The sequence below is a fragment of the Thiohalocapsa sp. ML1 genome, assembly GCF_001469165.1.
Lineage (GTDB): Bacteria > Pseudomonadota > Gammaproteobacteria > Chromatiales > Chromatiaceae > Thiohalocapsa.
Genome location: NZ_JABX01000001.1, coordinates 113,874 through 138,495, shown reverse-complemented (window position 1 = coordinate 138,495; position 24,622 = coordinate 113,874). Strand labels below are relative to the sequence as shown.

General features: G+C 68.0%; 13 protein-coding genes. 7 read left to right on the top strand and 6 right to left on the bottom strand.

Annotation, left to right across the window (positions count from 1 at the left end; translation table 11 throughout):
- The first annotated feature begins 11 nt into the window (after positions 1-11).
- The 7 genes from ML01_RS00485 (at position 12) to ML01_RS00450 (ending at position 12,440) form a co-directional block, all read left to right on the top strand.
- Entirely contained in the window at positions 12-3,083 is a 3,072-nt protein-coding gene (locus ML01_RS00485; protein WP_058553425.1) for a BPTD_3080 family restriction endonuclease, read from the top strand.
- Between the two features lie 202 nt (positions 3,084-3,285).
- Complete coding sequence (locus tag ML01_RS00480; RefSeq protein ID WP_058553424.1) at positions 3,286-3,816, top strand: transposase; 531 nt, start codon at positions 3,286-3,288, stop codon at positions 3,814-3,816.
- A gap of 598 nt (positions 3,817-4,414) precedes the next feature.
- On the top strand, positions 4,415-7,579 hold the full coding sequence (locus tag ML01_RS00475; RefSeq protein WP_058553423.1) for a site-specific DNA-methyltransferase: 3,165 nt from the start codon (positions 4,415-4,417) through the stop codon (positions 7,577-7,579).
- Positions 7,580-7,974: 395 nt separating this feature from the next.
- A complete protein-coding gene (locus ML01_RS00470) occupies positions 7,975-9,003 on the top strand; it encodes a phospholipase D family protein (protein ID WP_058553422.1) in 1,029 nt (342 codons plus the stop codon).
- 332 nt (positions 9,004-9,335) lie between these two features.
- Complete coding sequence (locus tag ML01_RS29465) at positions 9,336-9,548, top strand: hypothetical protein (RefSeq protein ID WP_162267932.1); 213 nt, start codon at positions 9,336-9,338, stop codon at positions 9,546-9,548.
- Positions 9,545-9,904, top strand: a complete 360-nt coding sequence (locus tag ML01_RS00460; protein ID WP_254045097.1) for a nucleotidyltransferase domain-containing protein — start codon at positions 9,545-9,547, stop codon at positions 9,902-9,904. The genes ML01_RS29465 and ML01_RS00460 overlap by 4 nt, the downstream gene beginning before the upstream one ends.
- 439 nt (positions 9,905-10,343) lie before the next feature.
- Positions 10,344-12,440, top strand: coding sequence for a UvrD-helicase domain-containing protein (locus tag ML01_RS00450; protein ID WP_058553419.1), 2,097 nt, complete (start codon positions 10,344-10,346; stop codon positions 12,438-12,440).
- Between the two features lie 96 nt (positions 12,441-12,536).
- On the opposite strand, the gene ML01_RS00445 is transcribed toward ML01_RS00450, so the two are convergent.
- From ML01_RS00445 to ML01_RS00425, 6 genes are all read right to left on the bottom strand, one after another.
- Positions 12,537-12,752 carry a hypothetical protein gene (locus ML01_RS00445; protein WP_058553418.1) on the bottom strand — a complete coding sequence of 72 codons (216 nt, stop codon included), beginning with the start codon at positions 12,750-12,752 and terminating at the stop codon, positions 12,537-12,539.
- 98 nt (positions 12,753-12,850) lie between these two features.
- Complete coding sequence (locus ML01_RS00440) at positions 12,851-13,918, bottom strand: 3-deoxy-7-phosphoheptulonate synthase (RefSeq protein ID WP_058553417.1); 1,068 nt, start codon at positions 13,916-13,918, stop codon at positions 12,851-12,853.
- A gap of 212 nt (positions 13,919-14,130) precedes the next feature.
- Positions 14,131-14,553 (bottom strand): helix-turn-helix transcriptional regulator, encoded by a 423-nt coding sequence (locus ML01_RS00435; RefSeq protein ID WP_058553416.1) that lies wholly within the window; start codon positions 14,551-14,553, stop codon positions 14,131-14,133.
- Positions 14,550-14,807 carry a type II toxin-antitoxin system RelE/ParE family toxin gene (locus ML01_RS31215; RefSeq protein ID WP_082673801.1) on the bottom strand — a complete coding sequence of 86 codons (258 nt, stop codon included), beginning with the start codon at positions 14,805-14,807 and terminating at the stop codon, positions 14,550-14,552. Before ML01_RS31215 ends, ML01_RS00435 begins: the two co-directional genes overlap by 4 nt.
- Before the next feature lie 42 nt (positions 14,808-14,849).
- On the bottom strand, positions 14,850-21,077 hold the full coding sequence (locus ML01_RS00430) for a DEAD/DEAH box helicase (RefSeq protein WP_058553415.1): 6,228 nt from the start codon (positions 21,075-21,077) through the stop codon (positions 14,850-14,852).
- Between the two features lies 1 nt (position 21,078).
- Positions 21,079-24,459, bottom strand: a complete 3,381-nt coding sequence (locus ML01_RS00425; RefSeq protein WP_058553414.1) for an STY4851/ECs_5259 family protein — start codon at positions 24,457-24,459, stop codon at positions 21,079-21,081.
- Positions 24,460-24,622: the final 163 nt, after the last annotated feature.

Here is a 24,622-nt window from a genome sequence, read left to right as displayed (position 1 = left end):
CGGGAGGGAGCTTGGACAACCCATTCTTCGAGCGGCCGATACTCAACTCGCCCTACGCGTGTCCGAGTCGGCATTGGGAGCTGGACCCGCAGGGCCAGCCGACGCAGCAGATCATCAACACGCGGCGCCCGGCTGAGTTCATCACGCCGATCCCGAAGCCGAAGAAGCGCAAGCCGAAGCCCCGACAGCAGGGCCTCGCGCTGGATGAGGTCGAGGAGCTTTCCGGCGAAACGCAGCGCTACGCGCACACCGCGATCTTGAACGAAGTCCGCGAGCACGTGGACCGTTGGCGTCTGCTGCCGGAGGCCGAATGGAAGGTCACGCCGGAGACCGCCAGGCTGCTTAAACGCTGGCGCCAGGACGACTTCACCGGCATCCGGCCCTTCTTCTGCCAGATCGAGGCGGTTGAGACAGCCATCTGGTTGATCGAAGTGGCGCCAAAGCTGGGCAAGGTGCGGCAACGCTACCTGGCGCACCTCGACAACGCCAACGCCGAGGCCAATCCCGGCCTCATGCGCCTCGCGCTCAAGCTCGCCACCGGCGCCGGCAAGACCACGGTCATGGCGATGCTCATCGCCTGGCAGACCATCAACGCCGTTCGCTACGAGACCAGCAAGCGTTTCAGCCGCGGATTTCTCATCGTCGCGCCGGGCCTGACCATCAAGGACCGGCTGCGGGTGCTGCTGCCGAACGATCTCGACAGCTACTACGCGAGCCGTGAGCTGGTGCCCACCGACCTGATGCCGGAGCTGGAACGGGCCAAGATCGTCATTACCAACTACCACGCCTTCAAGCGCCGCGAGCGCCTGGAGCTGGCCAAGGGCAACCGCGCCCTGCTGCAAGGCCGCGGCCCGGCGCTCGATACGCTGGAGACCGAGGGCCAGATGCTCCAGCGCGTGTGCCCGGAGCTGATGGGCCTGAAGGGCATCCTGGTGCTCAACGACGAGGCCCACCACTGCTACCGCGAGAAGCCGGCGGACCAGAGCGACGAGGACAAGCTCACCGGCGACGACCGAAAAGAAGCCCAGAAAAACGCCGAGGCCGCGCGGCTCTGGATCAGCGGCCTTGAGGCCGTGCAGCGCAAGCTCGGCCTCAACCGCGTCATCGACCTCTCCGCCACGCCGTTCTTCCTGCGCGGCTCCGGCTATGCGGAGGGCACGCTGTTTCCGTGGACCATGAGCGACTTCTCGCTAATGGACGCCATCGAGTGCGGCATCGTGAAGCTTCCCAGGGTGCCGGTGACGGACAACCTGCCCGAGGGCGAGATGCCCAAATTCCGCAACCTCTGGGAGCACATCCGTGCGCGGATGCCGAAGAAGGGCCGCGGCAAGTCCAACCAATTGGACCCGCTCAGCCTCCCGGTGGAGCTGCAGACCGCGCTCGAAGCCCTCTACGGCCACTACGAAAAGACCTTCGAGCTGTGGCGCGAGGCCGGCGTCGATGTGCCGCCCTGCTTCATCCTCGTCTGCAACAACACCTCCACGTCCAAGCTTGTGTACGACTACATCGCCGGCTTCGAGCGCGAGCAGGACGACGGCAGCGCCCGCTTCGAGCAAGGCCGCCTGGCGCTGTTTCGCAACTTCGACGAGCACGGCAACCCCTATCCGCGCCCGCGTACGCTGCTGATCGACAGCGAGCAGCTCGAATCCGGTGAGGGGCTGGACAAGACCTTCCACGCTGCGGCCAAGGACGAGATCGAGCGCTTCCGTCGCGAGATCATCGAGCGCACCGGCAACCGCACCGACGCCGACAAGCTGACGGACCAGGACCTGCTGCGCGAGGTCATGAACACCGTCGGCAAGCCGGGCCGGCTCGGCGGCTCCATCCGCTGCGTCGTGTCCGTGTCCATGCTCACCGAGGGCTGGGACGCCAACACCGTCACGCACGTGCTCGGCGTGCGCGCCTTCGGCACGCAGCTCCTGTGCGAGCAGGTGGTCGGGCGGGCGCTCCGGCGCCAGTCCTACGATCTCAACGAAGACGACCTCTTTAACGTCGAGTACGCCGACGTGCTCGGCATCCCGTTCGACTTCACCGCCAAGCCTACGGTCGCGCCGCCGCAGCCGCCCCGCAAAACCATCCAGGTCAAGGCCATGCGCCCGGAGCGCGACCACCTGGAGATTCGCTTTCCGCGCGTCGCCGGCTACCGGGTGGAGCTGCCCAACCAGCGCCTGGAGGCCAGGTTCACCGACGACTCCCGGCTGGTGCTGACCCCGAACCTCGTCGGTCCGTCCACCACCCGCAACGCCGGCATCATCGGCGAGAGCGTGGATCTGGACCTCAAGCACCTGGACCAAGTCCGCCACTCCACGCTGCTGATGCACCTCACCAAGCACCTGATCCTGACCAAGTGGCGCGACCCCGGCGAGCCGCCGCAATTGCAGCTCTTCGGCCAGTTGAAGCGCATCGCCCGGCAATGGCTCGACGGCTGGCTCGACTGCAAGGGCGGCACCTTCCCGGCGCTGTTGATGTACCAGGAGCTGGCCGACATGGCCTGCGAGCGCATCACGGCCGCCATCACCCGCGCCGAGATCCATCGCCGCCCCGTGAAGCCCGTGCTGGACCCGTACAACCCCGCCGGCTCCACCATCCACGTCAACTTCAGCACCAGCAAGGAAGACCGCTGGGAGACCGACGCCGCCCGCTGCCACATCAACTGGGCCATGCTCGACAGCGGCTGGGAGGGCGAGCTGTGCCGCGTGCTGGAGGGCCATCCGCAGGTCCGCGCCTACGTCAAGAACCATAACCTCGGCTTTGAGGTGCCCTACCGCATGGGCAGCGAGATGCGCCGCTACCTGCCGGACTTCATCACCCTCATCGACGACGGCCACGGCGAGGACGACCTGCTGCACCTGGTCATCGAGGTCAAGGGCTACCGCGGCGAAGACGCCAAGGCCAAGAAGGACACCATGGACACCTATTGGATTCCCGGCGTCAACAACCACGGCGGCTTCGGCCGCTGGGCCTTCGCCGAGATGACCGATGTCTGGGAGATGGAAGAGGGCCTGGAAGAGAAGGTCCGCGAGAGCTTCGACACGCTGCTCGCGGACAAGCTGCACCCCGGGAGCACGGACGATGCAGACTGACCGCGGACGCCGAACGCGCGCCCGCGACGCTGGAGCGTCGGCCAGACACTCCGACGCTGGAGCGTCGGAGCGAGGCGCGACGCCCACCCCGGCCCAGCCCGGCCCGCATTGCGCGCCTGGCACGCTGGCGCGCCTCGCTCCCACGCTCCAGCGTGGGAGCACGGGCAGACGCTCCAGCGTCGATTGAATGGAGGCCCCGCACATGGCCCGCGACCGCTACAAAATCCTCGACCCCACGGCCCCGCACTTCCTCACCTGCACCATCGTCCAATGGCTGCCGCTGTTCTCCCACCCCGCCAACGCCCGCATCCTGCTCGACGCCCTGACCTACCTGCAGCACAACGGCGACATGACCCTCTACGGCTACGTCATCATGGAAAACCACTGCCACCTGCTCGCCCAGTCGCCCGCCATCGGCAAGACCATGGCCAGCTTCAAGTCCTTCACTGCCGCGCGCATGATCGACGGGCTCATTGTCCGCAGATCACCGGTGCTTGATCTGCTCGCCTTCCACAAGCTGCGCCATAAGCGCGACCGCGAGCACCAGGTCTGGCAAGAGGGCAGCCACCCCGAGCTGATCGCCGATACCGTCATGGCCACACAGAAGCTGGAATACATCCACAACAACCCAGTCAAGCGCGGCTATGTCGATGACCCGCTGCATTGGCGCTATTCGAGCGCGCGCAATTATGCCGGCATAGACGCGCTGATTGAGGTTACGACGCAATGGTGACGCGCGCGCACGGGACGCTGGAGCGTCGGCCCTTGCTCCCCGGCTTCCGCGTGGGAGCGAGTCCAGCATCCTGGCGCCCGCCCGCCAGCGTGGCAGCAAGTCCAGCATTCCTGGCTCCCACGCTCCAGCGTCCACGCCTGGCTCCCACGCTCCAGCGTGGGAGCAGTAGCCGACGCTCCAGCGTCGCGTCTGCCGGACCATCCGCAACGATGACGGAAAGAGCACAGCACGTGGCGAACAAAGACCGGAAGACCATCGAGGCGCTGACGCACGCCGAGGCCAGGCGAGTCCGCTCCTGGCTCCCACGCTCCAGCGTCCACGCCTGGCTCCCACGCTCCAGCGTGGGAGCAGTAGCCGACGCTCCAGCGTCGCGTCCGCCAGACCATCCGCAACGATGACGAAAGAGCACAGCACACGGCGAACAAAGACCAGAAGACCATCGAGGCGCTGACGCACGCCGAGGCCAGGCGAGGCCGCTCCTGGCTCCCACGCTCCAGCGTCCACGCCTGGCTCCCACGCTCCAGCGTGGGAGCACTAACCGACGCTCCAGCGTCGCGTCCGCCAGACCATCCGCAACGATGACGGAAGAGCACAGTACATGGCGAACAAAGACCAGAAGACCATCGAGGCGCTGACGCACGCCGAGGCCAGGCGCACGAACATCCCCACCGCCGAGTATCAGCCCGTGCTGGCGGATGCGGACCGGCAGCCGCAGGAGGTGCGTTACCCCCGCGGCGGCGGCGGGCTCGCGGATGAGAAGGCCGCCCGCGATCCGGACTTGGACCCGCAGCTCGTGTGGCGCGGCAAAGACCGGCAGGATTGGTCCGACCTCGTGGTGCAGGCGCCGCCGCTGTTCATTCAGGAGAAGATTCACCCGAAGGTGCTGATTGATGATCTGGTGCGCCGCAGCGGGCTCCGGGACGCTGGAGCGTCCGCCCTTGCTCCCCGGCTTCCGCGTGGGAGCGAGGCGCTTGCGGCGCGCTCGGTGCCGGAGCAGTTGGACCTGTTTGCGGACTTCAATGGCATTGCGGCGGAGGTGGATAAGACCGAGTTCTATCGGCACGATGCCCATTGGACCAACCGCATGATCCTGGGCGACAGCCTGCAAGTCATGGCGTCGCTGGCGGAGCGGGAGGGGCTGCGGGGCAAGGTGCAGTGCATCTATATCGATCCGCCCTATGGCATCAAGTTCAACTCCAACTTCCAGTGGTCCACCACCAGCCGCGACGTGAAGGACGGCAACACCGCGCACATCACCCGCGAGCCGGAGCAGGTGAAGGCCTTCCGCGACACCTGGCGCGACGGCATCCATTCCTATCTCACCTACCTGCGCGACCGGCTCACCGTCGCCCGCGATCTGCTGACCGACTCGGGGTCGGTGTTTGTGCAGATTGGGGATGAGAATGTGCATAGAATAAGGGCGTTGCTGGATGACTTGTTCGGAGAGGAGAACCACATCGCCCAGATACTCTTCGTCAAGACTAGCGGGCGTACCCCGAAGTATCTTCCAAGTATCTCCGACTACATTCTTTGGTATGGGCGTGACGCATCGACAACAAAATATCGAAAACTGCTTGCGGAGAAAGAAGCGATAGACAATCCTTTGGAAAGGTACGTATGTATCGAAACCAATGCCGGCGATATCCTAGACCTAACGGTTCGGCAAAAGCAGGGTATTGTACCGGTGCCTAATGGGAGAATCGTTCGGCTCAAGGGAACTGACTCGCAAGGCGCGGGAGAAAGTCGCCCCGTATCGTTTCAGGGCCGGCAATTTAGGCCAACGTCTGGTAGACATTGGTCAGTAGAATACGGCGGTATCGCAGGCACGTTCTTGCGTTCCGGACATGCGTTTGCTGTAGGCACAAGTTTGCGCAGGAAGGCCTATCATGAGTCGTTTCCTTTTCGTCAGTTGACGAACAACTGGGACTCAATAAGAGCTTCTGGTTTCGGCGTAAAGCCAAATTATATCGTGTATACCCTTGAGGGAGTTATCGAACGCTGCCTGCTCATGACCACCGACCCCGGCGACCTCGTTCTCGACCCCACCTGCGGCTCCGGCACCACGGCCTATGTGGCGGAGCAATGGGGCCGGCGCTGGATCACCATCGACACTAGCCGGGTGGCGCTGGCGCTGGCGCGGGCGCGGATCATGGGGGCGCGCTATCCGTACTACCTGCTCGCGGACTCGCGCGCCGGGCAGCAGAAGGAGGCCGAGGTGACCCGCACGGCGCCCTCGACGGCGCCAACTCGCGGCGACATCCGCCAGGGCTTCGTCTACCAGCGCGTGCCGCACGTCACTCTGAAGTCCATCGCCAACAACGCCGAGATCGATGTGATCTGGGAGGACTGGCAGCCCAAGGTCCAATCGGCCCTGGAGCGCCTCAACGCCGCGCTGCGCCGCCACGCGACGCCCTACACCGTCGGCACCGGCGGCCGGGCCGGCAAGCAGGTGCGCTTCGACGCGCCCGACGCCGAGACCTTCACCATGCCGAGCGGCGAGGTGGTGCCGGCGCATCAGCTCACGGATTGGGAGGTGCCGCGCGACGCCCCCGCGGACTGGCCCGCGTCCGCCGCCGCGCCGCTCGGCGACTTCTGGCACGCCCGCATCGCCCGCCAGCGCGAGATCGACGCCAGCATCGCGGCCAAGGCGGACTACGAGTACCTGTACGACAAGCCCTATGAGGACCGCCAGACCGTGCGCGTCGCCGGCCCCTTTACGGTGGAGAGCCTGTCGCCGCACCGGGTGCTGGGCGTGGACGAGAACGACGAGCTGATCGGCATCGAGGACGACAAGCCCGGCTACGGCGAGGCGCGGGACTTTGCCGCGCTGATGCTGGAGAGCCTGCGCGCCGCCGGCGTGCAGCAGGCGCACAAGGACGGCCGCATCCGCTTCACGTCCCTCACCCCCTGGCCCGGCGAGCTGATCTGCGCCGAGGGGCGCTACCCCGAGCCCGGCGCGGACACGCCGGACGCGCCTGGCTCGCCTGGCTTCCACGCTCCGGCGTGGGAGCCAGGGCAGACGCTCCAGCGTCGCGGCGCGGCAGCGCCGGAGCCAGAGCCACGCGACGCTGGAGCGTCTGCCCGACACTCGGACGCTGGAGCGTCGGGGCGAGGGGACGCCGAAGCGTCGGAACCAGGCAGCGTCGAACGCCGGGCCGCGATCTTCATCGGCCCGGAGTTCGGCACCGTGTCGCGCCCGGACCTGGTGCAGGCGGCCCGCGAGGCCGCGGACGCAGGCTTCGACGTGCTCATCGCTTGCGCCTTCAGCTACGACGCCCACTCGGCGGACCTGTCCAAGCTCGGGCGCCTGCCGATCCTCAAGGCGCGCATGAACGCCGACCTGCACATGGCCACGGAGCTGGCCGACACCGGCAAGGGCAACCTGTTCGTGATCTTCGGCGAGCCGGACATCGACGTGCTGGATGCCGGCGACGGCCTGGTGCAGGTCAAGATCAACGGCGTGGATGTGTTCCACCCCCAGAGCGGCGAGGTCCGCTCCGACGGCCCCGACGGCATCGCCTGCTGGTTCATCGACACGGACTACAACGAGGAGAGCTTCTTCGTGCGCCACGCCTACTTCCTCGGCGCCAACGATCCCTACAAGGCGCTCAAGACCACGCTCCGCGCCGAGATCGACGAGGACGCCTGGGCCAGCCTCAACAGCGACACCTCCCGTCCCTTCCCCAAACCCGCGTCCGGGCGCATCGCCGTCAAGGTGATCAACCATCTGGGCGATGAGGTGATGAAGGTGTTTCGGGTGTGAGCTGTGCCGTTGCTGCTCAGTCTCGCTCCAACGCTCCCGCGTGGGAGCAAGGGCGGACGCTCCAGCGTCGCGATGCGGCAGTGCCCGCACCACGCGACGCTGGAGCGTCGGCCAGACACTCCGACGCTGGAGCGTCGGAGCGAGGCGGGCCCACCCATGCTGGCTCCCTCGCTCCCATGCTCCCGCGTGGGCGCAAGGGCGGCGTGGCAAGGCTGCTCAGTCTGGCTCCCACGCTCCGGCGTGGGAGCACGGGCAGACGCTCTAGCGTCGCGAGCCGGATCAGCATGCACGCGCCGCTGGAGCGCGGGCGCCACTCAACGGTTTGCCCATCCGCTGGGCATCGCTCATTCACCCAGCGACCTCACTGACCTGCCGTACTTGAACAGGAAGCCATCATGCCGACGATCATTGCCACCGACGACCTCTCCGACTGTCTGGATGACCTATCGCCCACGCATGTGGCCGTGGCCTTCATGGGTAGAGCCGGGGCACGCTATCTGAACCTCGCACTTCTTGAGCGCGTGATCATATCGCCCGGGCTCGGCACGAATCCGGCGGCCGTGGTGGAGCTCGCTGAATCCATCGGCTGGGAACGCGTCCTGCTATTGGAAGCCCTGCATTCCAAGTTGTACTGCGCCGCGCATGCGGCGTTGATCGGCAGTGCCAATCTCTCTCGACAGGCACTTGAGCCAGGCGGGCAGCAGGAACTTTGCGTCCTGCTCGACGACACGGACTCCGTGCGCACCGCAAGAGACCTCTTCGATGGCTATGCACGCGAGGCCGAGCAAGAATGTCCGACCACAAGGGACAAGCTGGCGCTGCTGCATAAGCTGCGGCGTCAACGTCGGCGTGCCGAAGTCTACGACGTTAGTCTGTCGGACGACCCTCCGCCCGTGGATGCCGTGGACCGGTTCGGGGATTACAACGTAGACCGTGACGGCGAGGTGTTTTGTGCATGGGTTATGAGTGACGAGACGGAATATACGGAGAATGTTCCGGAAGAGGTGCGAAGTGCCATTGCAGATGAAATCCACTTGGCGCCCGACGACTTGGATCCGGAGCAGGAGTGGTTCCTGTACTACCACGTTCATGGCAATGATCCGGGGCTGCATTTGGGGCGGAGACCAGTATTGCTTTACGTTCATCGCTTATTTGAGGACGGCTGCACGGACGAAGGCTATGAGAAGCTCGGAGTCCAAATGAGCGATCTGCGGTTGCCGAAGCCGCCGTTCGATGTGGAAGACCATTGTTTCGTGCAAGCCTTCCGCGAGGTCATGTCTCGTGACGAGTTCGCGGTGCTGCGAGGCGCTGCGGCCGATGATCCTGGTGAATTCGCGGAGGACACGTGGCGCTTTAATGATCACCGGGAACTCAATCGTCGGTTTCTGGGTGAGTTGAAGCGTGTCTACAAGCAGCGCTGCTGAAGCGCGGATCACGACCGGGCGATTCAGCCAGACACTCCGACGCGGGAGCGTCGGAGCGAGGCGAGCCCACCCAGCCTGGCTCCCACGCTCCCGCGTGGGAGCAAGGGCAAACGGCGCCCCTTACCCCGGGCGATCCTGTATGGTTTTGACCGCTACATTCTTTCTTCGTGTGCGGCCCGCTGAGCATCGGGATGAACGAGACAGCCACCCCCACAATCGTGCAGGCGGCGCCCGTCGAGGACGAGGAAGCACTTCAACGTCGAATGCGCCCCGCTGCCGTTTACGCTGTATCGCGTCGAACGGTCCTGATGGGCCAGCCGGAGGATGTCCCCATGCCCGCGATGACCGTCAAAGCCCATTTCGACGGCCGCACCATCCAACTGGACGAGCCCATCGCTCGTGCGCCGAACGCGGGTCGGCAGCGGGGCGTGCTGGAGTCCCCGCACACGATCGGCGCGAATTGGCCCGGCCTTGCCACGGCAGGGCTTGCCCGCGCCTTCGGCGACGATGAGCCGGACTATGGGCCGGAAGAGCTGCGCCGATGAACGCGGTTGACATGGAAAGGACCGGGCTCGACGAGCCGGAGCTGCTGCGCCGGCTGGTGGATATCATCGTGCGTGAGGCCGACCCGGAGGCGATCATCCTTTTCGGCTCCCGCGCCCGCGGCGATGCGCGACCGGATTCCGATATCGATCTGTTGGTGATTGAGCGCGAGCCCTTCGGCCCCGGCCGTAGCCGGATGAAGGAGGCCGCGCGGCTGTATCGGGCGCTCGGCGACCTGCCGGCCTCCAAGGACCTGTTGCTCTTCAGCCGCGATGAGGTGGCAGGCCGGCGCACTGCGCCGAATCATGTCGTTGCGCGGGCCTACCGCGAAGGACGGGTGTTGTATGGCGACGCCTGAGCACGCGGAGTGCATGCTCCAGATGGCCCGCGGGGACCGCGACGCGCTGGCGGCGACGGTCGATCTGTCCCACGCTCCGGCGTGGGAGCACGGGCAGACGCTCCAGAGTCGCGGCGGCCGCCACGGGGCCCGAGCGACGCGCCGCTGGAGCGGCGGCCACACACGCCCACGCTGGAGCGTGGGAGCGAGGCCCGACACGCGCACGCTGGAGCGTGGGAGCGAGGCCCGCACGTGTTTCGGTAGTGAGCCGTGCCACCGCGCAGCCATCGCGCCCGGCTCGGCGCGGAAGCACAAGCGTGCTCTGGCTCCCACGCTCCGGCGTGGGAGCACCGGCAGACGCTCCAGCGTCGCGGCGGCCGCCACGGGGCCCGAGCGACGCGCCGCTGGAGCGGCGGCCACACACGCCCACGCTGGAGCGCGGGAGCGAGCGCGCTGAGCCATGCACTTCCGCATCGCCGACACCTTCACCGACAGCCTCGCCCGGCTCACCGGCGAGGAGCAGAAGGCGGTCAAGACCACCGCCTTCGATCTCCAGCTCAATCCCGCCCACCCGTCCTTCAGCTTCCACAAGCTGGAACGCGCCAAGGACAAGCGCTTCTGGTCCGTGCGCGTCAGCCGGGACATCCGGCTCATCGTGCATCGCACGGACGAGAGCCTGCTGCTGTGCTACGTGGACCACCACGACGCCGCCTACGCCTGGGCGGAACGGCGCAAGCTCGAAGCGCATCCGAAGACCGGCGCCGCGCAGTTGGTGGAGATCCGCGAGACGGTTCAGGAGATCCGGGTTCCCGTCTACGTCGAACAGGCGGCACCGCAGCCCGCGAGCCGCACCGGCGGCGTCTGGCTGCTCGCGAAGCTCGACGACGACGTGCTGCTCGGCTACGGCGTGCCGCCGGAGTGGCTCGCCGAGGTGCAGGCCGCGGACGAGGACGGGCTGCTGGCCATCGCGGACCATCTGCCGCAGGAGGCCGCCGAGGCGCTGCTGGAGCTGGCCACCGGCGGGCAGCCGCAGCCGGCGGCCGTGGTCGCGCCGGCCGATGCCTTCTCGCACCCGGACGCGCAGCGCCGCTTCCGGGTCATGGAGGACGTTGACGCCTTGGCGCGGGCGCTGGCGTTCCCGTGGGAAAAGTGGACCGTCTTTCTGCACCCGGGCCAGCGCCGTATCGTGGAGCAGGACTTCAACGGCCCCGCGCGGGTCGCCGGCTCCGCCGGCACCGGCAAGACCATCGTGGCGCTGCATCGCGCCGTGCACCTCGCACGCTCCGATCCTGCCGCGCGTGTGCTGCTGACGACCTTCTCGGCGCCGCTGGCCGCGGCGCTGCAGAGCAAGCTCGGCCGCTTGGTGCACAACGCCCCGCGCCTTGCCGAGCGCATCGACGTGGCCGCGCTGGATGCCGTCGGCGAGCGTCTGTATCGTGCGCGTACCGGCGCGCCGACGCTGGTGGACCAAGACACGCTCGCCGCGTTGCTTGCGAGCGCCGCGGCGGGCACTGGCGAGGAGCCTCGCTTCCTGCTCGGTGAGTGGGCAGAGGTTGTGGACGCCTGGCAGCTCCCCGACTGGCCCGCCTATCGCGATGTGCGCCGGCTCGGGCGCAAGACGCGGCTGCCGGAGCGCCGCCGGCAGGGCTTGTGGTCCATTTTCGAGCAGACCCGAGCGGGGCTGAACGCGCGCGGCCTCATCACGCGGGCGGCACTCTTCACGCGCGTCGCCGAGACGCTCGCCGCCGACCCGCAACTCGTCTACGACCATGTCATTGTCGACGAGGCGCAGGACGTGGATGTCGCGCAGCTTCGGCTGCTCGCCGCGCTGGCCGGAAACCGGCCGAACGGGCTGTTCTTCGCCGGCGATCTAGGCCAGCGCATTTTCCGGCAGCCCTTCTCTTGGAAGGCCCTTGGCGTCGACGTGCGCGGGCGCTCGCGCACGCTCAAGGTCAACTACCGGACCTCGCACCAGATCCGTGCGCATGCCGATCGGCTGCTCGGTACGCGCCTGGCGGACGTGGACGGCAACGTCGAGGACCGCGGCGGCACCGTCTCCGTCTTCAACGGTCCGCCGCCGCAAGTGCTGCTGTGTGACGATGAGGCCGCCGAGTGCACCGCGATTGCTCGCTGGCTTCGCGAGCGGGCCGCGGATGGGCTGCACCCGCAGGAGATGGCCGTGTTCGTTCGCTCCGACGTGGTGCTCGGGCGCGCCCTGGCGGCCGTCGCAGCGGCCGGATTCCCCGCGGCCATCCTTGATGAGCAGATGCAGCAGCCGGCAGGGCAGGTTGCGGTTGCAACCATGCACCTGGCCAAGGGGCTCGAATTCCGTGCGGTTGCCGTGATGGCGTGCGACGACGAGGTCATTCCGCTCCAGGCCCGCATCGAAACCATCACCGACGAGGCCGACCTCGACGAGGTCTACGCCACCGAGCGCCATTTGCTCTATGTCGCCTGCACGCGCGCCCGGGACCATCTGCTCGTGACAAGCGGCGACGTGCCGTCGGAGTTTCTGGACGACTTCAGACCTACTGCCGGCGCACCGTCATGGTCGTGAGGGTGCCGCCCACCTGGCTCGATAGCTGATACTGCCCGTCGCAGATAGGGGCAGTGCGAGGATGGCCTCGTGACCGCAGAACCGGCCCCAGATGCGTCAGTCGTTTTTGCCGGTGCGGGTGACGGTGGCGTAGGAGTCGAAGCCGCCGACGCTGCCCGTCACCCGCAGCTCGCGGGCGTTGATGCGCGTGATCTCGGCGTAGGACTCATGCCCCGCGATGTGGCCGGTGGCCCGCCATTTGCGATCCTTGACGATCTCGGAGATGCTCGCAAACGACTCGTGGCCGTCGACCCAGCCCGATGCCTTCCACATGTGCGCCTCGAATCGTCGAATGGCCGCCCATTATGTTGTCCTCAGCGCGACCGTGGGCGCCGGCTCCGACGATTGCAATGGGCGCTCGCGGACACCGCTCAGCGCTGGCGCTTGCGTTCCCGTCGGCGGGCGGCGGCCTCCGCGAGCTCTTCGAGCATCGGCACCGTGTCGTCCCAGCCGATGCAGGCATCGGTCACGCTCTGGCCGTAGAGCAGCGCGACGCCCTCGGCGATGTCCTGACGGCCTGCGACCAGATGGCTCTCGATCATGGCGCCGATGATGCGCCCGTCGCCGCGGGCGATCTGCCCGGCCACGTCCTCGCAGACGCGGACCTGCTTCTGCGGCTGCTTGCGGCTGTTGGCGTGGCTGAAGTCGATCATGATCTTCGGCCGCTGGCCGGCGGCCTCAATGGCCTCGGCCGCGATGTTGACGCTCTCGGTGTCGTAGTTCGGCCGGCTGCCGCCGCGCAGGATGATATGGGTGTCGAGATTGCCGCGGGTGTTGAAGATCGCGGACTGGCCGTCTTTGGTGAGCGACATGAACACGTGCGGCCGGGCGGCGGCGGCGATGGCGTCGATGGCGACCTTGACGCTGCCGTCGGTGGCGTTCTTGAAGCCCACCGGGCAGGACAGGCCGGAGGCTAGCTCGCGGTGGCCCTGACTCTCGGTGGTGCGGGCGCCGATGGCGCCCCAGCTCACGAGGTCGGCGATGTATTGCGGGCTGATCAGGTCCAGAAACTCGGTGCCGGCGGGCACGCCGAGCTCGTTTAAGTCCAGCAGCAGCTTGCGGGCGATGCCCAGCCCCTTGTTGATCTCGAAGCTGCCGTCCAGGTTCGGATCATTGATCAGCCCCTTCCAGCCCACGGTGGTGCGGGGCTTCTCGAAATAGACCCGCATCACGACCATGAGCCGATCGGCCAGCGCGCGGCGGACCTCCACCAGGCGGTGCGCGTAGTCCATCGCCGCGTCGGTATCGTGCACCGAGCATGGACCCACGACCACCAGCAGGCGGTCGTCGTCGCCGTGCAGGATGCGCTCGATCTCGCTGCGGGCGTGGAACACCGTCTCGGCGGCGGTGTCGGTGATCGGGAACTCGCGATGCAGGTCCTTCGGCGCAATCACCTGCTTGATGTCGCGGATACGAAGATCGTCGGTTTCAGGGCGCATGGCTCGGCGCACCGCAGGGTGCTGGCTGGACTGGACGGCACGGGGCTGTCGGCGAGGCCGCGCCACGGCCTGCGGCGGGGCTCGACAATGCACGGCGCGTGCCGCGGAACAAGCGCCGCAGTATAGCCGATCAGGCCCCGAGGCGGCCGCGGCGCGATCTTGGCTGGAAGGGCTCTGCGCGCGACGTGACGGACTGCCGCCGCCGCGCTGCCCTACGTGCCGGCCGTCGAGGGATCAAGGTCGTCGGCATCGACGCCGAGCGCGGCGGCCAAGCGCAGCAGTGCGTTCGGATCGACCTTGATCTGGCCCGTTTCCCAGCGCTCGACCAAGCTCTCGGTCACGTCCGCCGAAGCGCCGAGCGCAGCGCGGTCGAGCCCCCGGTACTCGCGCCACACCTTGAGCGGCGGCTCGCCTGCGACCAGCCGCTTCACCACGTCGCCGGGAATCAGCTCCTCGCCGTCGGCAAGCGCCGCTGCCGCCGCCTCCGCCGCCGCCTCCACCGCCGCCTCCACCGCCGCCTCCACCGCCACAATGTCGGCCCGCTCCTCGGCGAGCGCCAATAGCCGGTGAAAGTCGGTCCAGGGAATGACGGCCCATTCCGGGCGACCATCCCGCTCAATAATCTGCGCCTTCATTGGTACACGTCTCCGCGAGGGCCAAATTCCAGTACGAGTATGACCAGACGTTCTTGCTGGATATCACAAATGGCACGCCAGCCGCCGACCCGCAAGCGCCAATAAGCTGTCCCGGTCAGAGGCTTCCAGTCTCCGCGATAAGCGGAAGGTCGGCTGGCGATGGCCTCCGGCTCAGCCACAACCCGGGCCTGAGTCTTCACGGGTGCGTTGCGCAGGGACTTCAGCGCGGACTTGCGATAGCTGATCTGGTACACGTCTGCCGACAGCCCCCGGGCGGTTTCGGGGCGTTTCGCGCCTCAGTCGGCGGCGCACGCGTCTCGACAACAATACCAATAGGTCGCGTGTTCTTGATTGGACGCCTCGATCTCAGGATCGGCGCTTGCCAGGGCCTCGACCTGGCGCCTGGGTGACTCGGCAAAGGGAAATCCCAGCGTTGCTCGGCTCGCAATCCGCCAGTACCCGAGTCCCTGATCGAAACGCAGAGACCAGCACTCCCCGTCCGGCCAGGTCAAACGCAGCTCGCGCGCATGCGGCAGTTGACGCGCGTGGGTCTCGTGCCAGCCGAACTCGGCCCAGGCTGCGCTGTACCAGGTCTCGATGATTTCTCGCCGCTCGAAGGCGTCCCGCCAATCATGTGAGAACAGCCGCGGCTCGCCCGGATGAGGTCGGTCCAGGGTCGCGGTGTCGACGCGCACGTGCGTCTCGGCGCCAATGCCACCGCTGTGCTGTCCGAGACCGTGCAGCAGGCGATGCAGCAGCACGAGCATCAGTGGCGAGCGCAGGTACCGGTCCGTATATTGGACCGCTTGCAGCGGCTGAGCCCCTTTCAATTTGGCGCCCAGCGCGGGAACCTCCGCCGCCAGCAAAGCCCAGGCGCGCTGACCGAAGCCGCCGGCGGACCCATCCAGCTCCCGCGTCAATGACAAGGCGGCGGCGCCGGCCGGGGCGCTGCGCAGCTCGGCAGGCGACAACGGCAACCAGTCGGGCGGCAGGGGAGTCAACGGCACGCCTTCGCGCGCGCGGGCGAACGGTCCACCAAGCTCGCCGCCGCCCCAGCGCGTTCCCGGTACCAGGGCCGCGTCGCTCGCGGCCGCCCAGCGCACTCGGCCGGCGTCGGACCCAAGCTCGATCATCAACGGCAGACCGCCACAGCGGACCGGCGGCTCATCGGGTGACAGAAGCAGCTCCGCGCTGCAGTAGGCTAGGAGCGCGGCCAAAGCGTCGGATTGGCTGTCGTCCAAGCGCGTGCGGGCGCCGGCCGGCATAACCAGGCGTAGCCTGATTGCATCGTTCGACCACCGCTCCAGCAGCCCCCGCAGCCGCCAAGCCAAGGGCTCCCAATCCTGCACGTTGCCGCCGAGAAAGACGCGCAGCTCGCGTACCTTCAGCCGCTGCGCCTCCCGGTTCATGGCGAGGCTAAGGGGCTCCAGCTCCAGCCGACTGGCAGCGCCAAAGGCGCGCAGGGTCTCGGGCAGATCGAGTGCGTGCAGGAAGGCGGGCGTCAACAGATCGAGCGCGGCCTTGCGGTCGAGGTCATCGACGTGATGCTGGGTGTCGTGGGTCAGCAGGCACGCCTGGCAGGCCGCGTCGCATTCGCGCGGGCAATGCAGGGCATCGCGCGCGTCGCGCAACAGCTCCGGCAGCAGCGCAACGGTCTGACGGGCATAGCCCGCGCCGCCGGTTGCGGTGTCGTAGAGATACAGGGAATAGCCCGCCTCGCCGTCCGCCATCCGGCTCGGGGCGGCGAGCACGCCGACCTCGCCCTCCTCAATGCCGAGCCGGCCGCAGAGGGCGCGGCGCAGCGCCACCGCGAGCGTGAAGGCAGTGACCCGGTCCAGGGGCCGTTGCGCCGCATCCCTCGGCTGCAGCTCGAAGACCTCGGTCTGGGCAACCACACCGAGGCGCACCCCGCGCGGGATCGCCCAGTCGGGGGTGTCGTTCCCCGGACACTGTCGCTCGTTGTCGTTCAGGCGCCCGCCGCGCAGCCGCTTGTGGGACAAAGGTCCCTGGTTGTCGACGCTGCCCACGAAGCTCGCCGGGAGCCGATCATCCGGCAACATCGAGTCGGCCAGCCCGCAGCGTAGGCACAAGGCGTATCCGCGGCCGTGCAGACCCTCGCTGTACTGATAGATGGTTGCCTCGGTACTGCTCCGATAGCGCCCCAGAGCGGCGTCGGGCAAGGGCATCCAGTCCGCCCCGTCCAGCGATACAAGCGGGTCTCGAACCGGGATGTACTGCGGAATGGTGATGTCGTTGTGCGGCTTGCAGCGAATATCCACCGCGAAGCCGGCGGGCTGCAAGTAGCGCCGGCGGTCGAGGGACGCCGCGCTCGCGCCGCAGCTCGGGCAGTGCTCCGGCCACAGCAGGCGCGTTCCATTGGCCCCGCAGTGTCGGCAGCGCCAGGCCCAGCGCAGGTTCTGCAGCTCCGGCGCGGCATTGGCGTCCACCGGCACTTGCCAGTTCAGTGTCACGCCCCCGCTGCGGTAGACACGGCCATCGAGCACGGTGTCGGTACCCGGCGCATAGTCTCGGATCGCGATGCTGAGATGCCGGCTCGGATAGCCGGCACGCTGCGCCCGGTTGTCTTCCCGCTCGCCGCGCACGGGTCGGTTCAGATCCTGCATCGTGGTCGTGACGAAGGGCACCACGTCCGTCGGGAAGCCGTAACCTGGCAAAAAGCCGACATTGGCCAACTCCCCGAGCAGATACTCGCGGCGCAGCCGCTCGAGCTGGATCTTGATGGCCTTTTCGGGCTTGGTGTCGCCGTCTCGGGTGTGCAACGCCTGCTGTTGGGCGAGCAGTGCGTCCAGGTCGGCACGCCAGCGCGCCGCGGCGCGGTTCAGGGCCGTCGCGGCGCGCCCGAGCAGGGCCGCGGCTGGGCGCCCGTCCAGCACGGTGCGCGCCGTCACGCGGGCAATACCGGCCGGTAGCTCGGGCGCCGTCGGCGCGGCGGCTTCGCACCAGTCCGCGAACTGCTCCGCGGGCGCGGAGCTGCCTTGCGCGGCGGCCTCGAAGAACCAGCCGGTGCGCAGCCGACGGATGTCCGGTGCTCGGTCGCGCAGGAACGTGGCCAAGGTCAGTGCGTTGAGGTGGCGCTGCACGATCGGCTCGCTTTGCAGAGAGACATGGGGCAGGCCGAGTCGGGTCTCGAACGCCCACAGGGGATTCTGAAATACGGCCTCCCCCTGCGGCGTGGCCTTGCACAGCGTGAAGCTGAGCGCCGCGGTCTCGCCGCGCCGCCCCGCACGGCCAGCGCGTTGCAGGAAGTTGGCCGGGTGCGGCGGCACGTTGTTCATCGCCACCGCGGTGAGCCCGCCGATGTCCACGCCCATCTCCATGGTCGTCGAGCAACTGAGCAGGTTGACCCGGCCCGCTTTGAATTCGGCGGTTCGGCGCATCAGGTCGGCGCTGCCGATCTGCGCCGAATGCTCGGCCGCGCGCAGGAAGCGCCGGTAGCGGGCCAGGCGGTCGCCGAGATCGGGCCAGGCACCGAGTGCTCGCAGCTTAAGCACATCCGGGTCGGATTCGAGCCATGCCTCGGCCGCCTCGGCCCCCTGGCCGCGCCAAAACGGGTGCGGCAGGCGGGGCATCGTGAGCGGCTGACAGCGCGCCAGCGCATCCGGCCCCGGCAGCGGCGGCAGATAAGGCGTGATGCCACAGAACGCCGCCGGCAACAGGCGCCGGGTCACCGGGCAGAACCAGGCCTCTCGGACCTCGCTCAGCACGGCCTTGGTGTGGAGCTCAAGCTGGAAACCGTCCGCAGTGGGCGACAGGAGCGGTCCCAGGCCATCCCAGATCTTGATTAACAGCTCGTCGAGAACGCGCGCGTGCTCGGGGTTGGCCAATTCCAGCGAGAAGGCATGTGAAAGCAGCCGAATCAGCCGATTCCGACCGGCAAACGCAGACCGGGTCGACGGCCATGGGCGCTGCACCCGGCGGTTCGTGACCGCGACCCCCGGCTGCACCAGAAAGCTCGCCCGGGCAGGGAAACCGAGCCAGCGAACGATATCGTCGGTCGCCTGCACCGCCGGCCGCCCGCTGCGCAACCAGTAGTCCACCGCGACTTGGAGCAGCGTGCGCCATTCCTCATCGTTCACGCCGCGCTGGCGAGCCGCCGCCGGAGCCGCCGCATGGGCCAGCGCCGGGTAGCGAAGCTGGACCAGTCCGAGACCTTCCAGCGAGAACTGCCGCCGTGGGCGTAGGAAGAACTCGCGCAGCAGGCACAGGTGGACCAACTGCCGCTCATTTAGCAGCCCAAAGGTCAGCGTGCCCAGCTCCGGCAATACCCAGGAGCGGAGCTCGTCGGTGGCCAAGAGCTTGTTCTCCAGCTCGGACCACGGGAGCGCACCAAGCGCCGGGGCTTGGATGCGATCGAGCTCCTGGCGCTTCTGCTCCAGGATGCCGCGCACCACGGCGTTGCCTTCGGCCAGGGGGCCTAGCTGCTCCACTTCGCGGCGCAACTGCTCGATTGCTGCGGGATCGGGGCTCGGCACGGCGCTCGCCAACTGGTGGTAGATGAAGCTGCGAACGTAGTCCCGCTCCGCCTCCTGCTGGAGCTTGGCCGCGAAGCGTGCGGTGCCCTGCCGGCTGTCGGTGAAGGTGATCAGGCGCCGGCCGTCCAGCGGCCTGGGGTCCGCGGGTGTCGCACTGGGCGGCATGGCCTCCAGCAGCGCGGGGATGGCGGTGCCGAGCATGAATGGCGCGCCGATGCGCACCGGTCGGAATAGCGCCCGGTCCCGCGAGCGCTCGTGACAGACGGCGCATTCAAGGCCGTGGCTGCCGGGAAAGCGCAGGTGCACCGCGACCCCTTGCTGCCCGGTCGGGTCGAGCCGGCCGTCGCTGCCGAGCCCCCAGGACGCTTGCGTGGCCCGATCGCGGCTGGTCAAGAGGCGTGGCAACTGGACGGCCGGCGCCGCCGGCGCGGCGTCACCGTCGGCCTCGTCGTCGGTGATCGGCTCCAGTTCCTGCTGGAAATCGTCCTCATCCTGCTCGTAGCGCTGGGGCTCCAGCCACTCCTGGCCGTCCCGATGCGCTTCGGCGGCGGCGAGATACTCGGCGCCGCACTCGTCACACTGCACCAGCTCGAAGACGGGCATCTCGCAGTGGGGGCAGTGTTGTCGGCGCTCGAAAAACAGCGCGCCAAAGGGCCAGGCCGGGTCGTCCAAGCGGGTGTTCTGGCGACCGGGACAGGCATCGTTGGCGCATGCCCAGAGGCCCGCGATGGTGCGCTGAAACAGGTGGGCGCGCAGCGGCAGGAAGGGCTGTCCCTGCGCAGTGACGGACTGGGTGCATAGGTCGGCCCATTCCAGCGTCTCCAGACGCGCATCGGTGTCGTCGCGCCCAAGCAGGACGGTCGCGAGCCGGCTCAAGCGATCGGGCCGCTCGACCAGGTGAGCGCGCAGCCCTCGGAAACGTCCATCGCCGGCCAAGGACGCGAAGCGTTCCGCCGGCGTCTGCGCGCGCACCTCCGCGAGAGTTCCGCAAGGTTCATCTCGGGCCATCAGCTCCGCAGGTAGCGCCGGCACCTCCCGATGTCCCTGTACGACCTGTACTCGGTCGAGACCGACGCCGGCCACGTCGGCGAGAAATTCGGCCAGCCGTGCACGGGATGAGTCGGTGCCGTCGCCAAGTGTGGCCGAGGTTGCAATGAAGCGCACCTGCTCGGCGCGGGCGCCGAAGGCGTGCAGCACCCGTCGCAGCAACAAGGTCAGCTCGGCCGCCTGGGAGCCCATGTAGCTGTGGGCCTCGTCGATGACGACCCAGCGCAAGCGCCCCTGCGACTGGTCCAGAATCGGCCGGTCCTCGTTGCGCACCAGCATGTACTCCAGCATGGTGGCGTTGGTGACCAAGAGCGGCGGCGGGTCGTTGCGCAGCGTGCGGCGATCCGGCACCTCGCAGGGCCGTTGCGCGTGGCCATGCTCGGGCGTGTCGCCGTTGTAGAGGCAGAACCGAAGGCCGCCCGCAAAGGGGCCGGTCCAGGCGATGAGCCGCTCCTGCTGGCTCTTGATGAGCGCGTTCAGCGGATAGAGAAAGATCGCGCGAATGCCGGTCAGCGGCGCACCCTGTCGCTCTTCAAGCTCGCGCGCCAGGTCGTCGAGGATGGGGATCAGGAAGCACTCCGTCTTGCCGGAGCCGGTACCGCTCGTGACCAGCACGGACAGGCCGTCGCGCGCGGCCTGCCAGGCCTGCAACTGGTGCCTGTAGGGCCGGCGGCGGGCAGGGAAGCGGTAGTCCTCGCCCCCCGGCACCCGCTCCGGCTCCCGCAACGCGCGCACCAAATCCGGGTGCAGCAGCGTGCCGGTCAGCCCGCCGAGGGTGACGTCGGCCGGCTGCCATCCGAAGCTCGCCTCGAGCACGGGGTCCGCCAGCAGCGCGCCCGGCTGTCCCGGTGGCTGGCCCAGGCAGGCCCGCAGGTACTCCCGCAGCGGGTCGCTGCGAAAGCCGCGCAACCCGAGAACGGCACGAGTCCCGCGCCGGCCGAGCTGCGCCACGAGGGCGGAGAGAAAGCGGTCCTGCTGCGGCATGTCAGCTCCCCGGTGCATGATCGACCGGCGGCAGCTCCGCAAGGCCGATGGTCAAGGCAATGGCGTGAACGCGGTCGAACCATTCGCGATCGAAGGCCCGCAACAGCCGCAGCTCGTGACTCAAACGGGCAGCAGGCTCGCTGCCGCTGAGCGCAATGTGGGCCGCTGCGAACGGGGCCTGGCGAACCGGTCGATAGAAGCCGGCCAGGTGGGCATAGCGGTAACCCCGCATCCAGCCCGTTACAGCCATCATCTGCGCCATGACCTCGGGGCCGTCCGGCCAACGCGCATCCGCGTCGTGGCGCCCTTGGAGCGCTGCTTCCTCGCCCTCGATGAGCTCATCCACCCAGCGGGTGTCGGCGCGTGCCCGGCGCAGCTCGCTGCTTGCGGGCAATGGGCGTTCCGCAAACACCTGTTCCTGCAACCAGTCGCAAAGCGCCCGCCAATAGGGGCGCCGCGCCGCAACGCGATCGCGGAAGTGCTCGAACTGCCCGAAGGCGACAGCGTCGGCGCACTCGATACCGGCCAAGCTCTGCCGCAGCCACTGGAAATAACCGGCCGCCGCGGCGCGCCAGTCAGCGACAGGCAGCAGCATCCACAGGAACGGCAGTTGCTCGGACAGAGCCCAGACCGCCGCAAAGCCCTGCTCGTCGCTGCGCAGCAAGAGCCGGGCAAGGGCCGCGGGCCTTCGCGTCAGCGCACAGATCGCGTCGAGGGAAGTCGCGGGCAGCGTTCTTGTCAGCGCAACGAATCCCGAGAGCAAGTCCCAATCGGGATGCGCCGGATCGGCCGCCAACAGAGCAAGCGCGTGTCCGATCGCTGCCGCGCGCACCTGCGGATCGGGTTCGCGGATGGCCGCCGTCAGTGCCGATGGCGCTGTCTCCTCCGCGGCATCGGCGGGCGGAGCCGGCGCCACCGACCAGAGCAACGGCCTGAATCGGGACCAGTCGCCGTCCTTCGCGAGCACCCACCAAGGTCCAGACTCCAGCCCGTCCGGAATCGCCCAAGAGGGCTCGCCGTTGGCGCAATGCGCCAGCTCGATCGGTACCGCGGTCGGTTCCCACAGCGGGATCATTCCGACCCGGACACGCTCGCGCCAGCCGGCATCGAGCCTTGCGACGACTCCCTCCGGCAAGCCCACCACGCCACGGTTGCGGTCCGGCTCGATCCAGGCATCGAAACGGGCGACCCGAACCTGTGCCAAACGCTGTCCGCTGCCGGTCTCGACGATCAGCCGCACCTGGTCCTCCAGGGCGCCGGCGCTCGCAAGCAGCGAGGCGATGCGCGCCTGCCAGCGATACAGCGCGCAGTCCAGGCGCCCCTGTTCCAAGGCCGGCAATCGCTGCTGAAACGGCGGCAGCGCGGCATCGCCGCCGACCAGCTCGATCCTGAGCCAATGCGCGGCACCACTCGCTGCATCCTGCACCACGACTTGTAGTCCGGCCAGGCGATCCAGCGCAATGCAGTCGTCGGGCGGTAGCACACGCCCGGCAAGCGCGAAGAAGGCGCCACGTTGCGGATACGGCAGCGTCAGGACCAGCGGCTCGGCGTCCGGCCACGCGAGCGTGATGGGCACGGGCTCCGGCGTCCGGCCCGTCGTCACCGGACAGCGGATCTCGGCGCTGTCCGCGCCCCGCACCGCCACCAATGGCTCGCCGTTGACCTCCGCCCGCACGGACACATCCGCGCCGGCGAGCGACGTAAGGCGCAACACACCCGGTTGCCCGGCGCTGCCGATGACAGGCGACACTTGAAACTGTCGCGGGAGGACGTGGATCTGCCGCCGGCAGCATTCCACGCCATCGACGCCGAGCAACCGTAACCAAAGCAGTCCGTGACCGGGCTCGGTGCGCGGACGCCAAGCCCCGCCGTCGCCCACCGGGCGCCATTGGACGCTGCCGGGCGCCTCGGTGCGGCCACCTAGGTCATCAAGCACCTGAAACGCAGGCAGCCCGAGATGGAGGGGCTTTATCGTCCCCGCGAGCGCGAGTCGGCGGCCGCTGAGGACATAGCTGCCGGCGGAATCGGTCTGCTGGCCGCAGCGGATGTGCCAGCGCTGCTGCTCCGGGTCGGCGAACGCGGCCGTGCCGGAGACCACGTAAACGAGCCGATCCGGGAGAGCCAACCGCCCCTTGGACTCAAAAACGCCGTCGTCGGCAGTTCCACAGGGCGCCATCCCCGGGGGCACCAGAACCAGCACCTGCGGGTCGCGCGTGCGAACTTGCCCCTCGGCCAACCACTGCCATTGACCGGACCGCCCGCGCTGGATGAAGACCCAGGGCAAAGGCCCCCAGGGGTCTTCGTCGATTGCCGGCAACACGGACTCCGTTTCGTCGTCGCTCAGCATCAGACGCGATGTCTCCATGAGCGCATCACCGGCCGTCGCGACGCCGCCGCGTCGAAGCCATTCCAGACGATAGCGTGCGGGGCTCGCCGACTCCTCGACGCGAGTCAGCCAGGCGATCGCCTCCATGCCATGCATGCCCGCCAGCAACAGTCGCAGCCGCGCCGCGGTCGGTGGCTCTCGCATCGCCCAAGCGGCGATTTGGTCCGGGGTTGCGTACTCCGGGAATTCCAAGCGCCGCTGCAAGCACCAGCCCTCTGCAGTGGGGCGAAGCACCCCGCACCAGCGCGGCTGTCCGCGCGCCTGCCGCGCCAGTTCCTCGGAGTGGCGGATCAAGCCCGTCAGCAGACGCTGGGCCACCTGATCGTCCAGCCGCAGCGGCAAGGTCCGACGCCATTGCGGGTTGCATTGGTCCAGCGCCGCGATGGGATCGGGCACCGCGCCCACCAGCCCTTGCAGCTCCGCCACGCGGACGACGAGCTGTCCGGCCAACTGTAGGACCGGTTCTTGGCGCAAGCTCGCGGGCAGCCTTGCCACATGCTGCCGCGCTTGGGCGAGAGCCACATCGGAACCACCTTGGCCGGCCCGAAAGTAGCCTTCCAACACGGCGCGGAAAAATCGCGTTAGGTGCGCGTCCTGCTGTGCCAGCAGACGCAGCGGCAGACCGCCTTCGCAGGCGATGGTGACGAGAAAAAGGCGCTGTCCCCCACCGCCGATCAACAGGGGACGCTGCCAGAACTTAAGCCCCTGCTCGACCCAGACCCCAATCTGCGGCTGTGGCGGTGCCGGCAGCCCGAGCGGCTGAAAAATAGTTTCCCAGGTCCAGGGGCCGCCCGCATGCTCGCGCCGGAACGTCTCGGCAGCGAAGAGACAGAACGCGGCTGGAAGCTCGATGGCGCTTCGGCTGGTTCTGAGCCGTTCGATCACGACGGCCCTCAAGTCGTCGAAGGCATGATCGGTTGCCCGATAGGCATAGAGCGGACGACCGTCCGGTTGCGTCTGACGGGTATGTGTGAACAGAAATTGCGCAAGCGGCATCGCAGGCTCCTCGCGGCGATCAGATCACGGCAGCACGAATAGTATATGACGACGGCCGGCGCAGAACGTCTCGTGAATGGTAGTGCGTGCCGTAGCGCATCTACCTGCGCCACCCCTACTCGTGCCTCGCCGCGCGATGATCCGGCAGCGGTCATGGCTTGTG

What these genes read in the sequence shown, in the direction of transcription:
- ML01_RS00480 (WP_058553424.1), top strand. Translation starts at nt 3,286, where the DNA reads ATGGCCCGCGACCGCTACAAAATCCTCGACCCCACGGCCCCGCACTTC.
- ML01_RS00475 (WP_058553423.1), top strand. Translation starts at nt 4,415, where the DNA reads ATGGCGAACAAAGACCAGAAGACCATCGAGGCGCTGACGCACGCCGAG.
- ML01_RS00470 (WP_058553422.1), top strand. Translation starts at nt 7,975, where the DNA reads ATGCCGACGATCATTGCCACCGACGACCTCTCCGACTGTCTGGATGAC.
- ML01_RS29465 (WP_162267932.1), top strand. Translation starts at nt 9,336, where the DNA reads ATGCCCGCGATGACCGTCAAAGCCCATTTCGACGGCCGCACCATCCAA.
- ML01_RS00460 (WP_254045097.1), top strand. Translation starts at nt 9,545, where the DNA reads ATGAACGCGGTTGACATGGAAAGGACCGGGCTCGACGAGCCGGAGCTG.
- ML01_RS00450 (WP_058553419.1), top strand. Translation starts at nt 10,344, where the DNA reads ATGCACTTCCGCATCGCCGACACCTTCACCGACAGCCTCGCCCGGCTC.
- ML01_RS00445 (WP_058553418.1), bottom strand. Translation starts at nt 12,752, where the DNA reads ATGTGGAAGGCATCGGGCTGGGTCGACGGCCACGAGTCGTTTGCGAGC.
- ML01_RS00440 (WP_058553417.1), bottom strand. Translation starts at nt 13,918, where the DNA reads ATGCGCCCTGAAACCGACGATCTTCGTATCCGCGACATCAAGCAGGTG.
- ML01_RS00435 (WP_058553416.1), bottom strand. Translation starts at nt 14,553, where the DNA reads ATGAAGGCGCAGATTATTGAGCGGGATGGTCGCCCGGAATGGGCCGTC.
- ML01_RS00430 (WP_058553415.1), bottom strand. Translation starts at nt 21,077, where the DNA reads ATGCCGCAGCAGGACCGCTTTCTCTCCGCCCTCGTGGCGCAGCTCGGC.
- ML01_RS00425 (WP_058553414.1), bottom strand. Translation starts at nt 24,459, where the DNA reads ATGCCGCTTGCGCAATTTCTGTTCACACATACCCGTCAGACGCAACCG.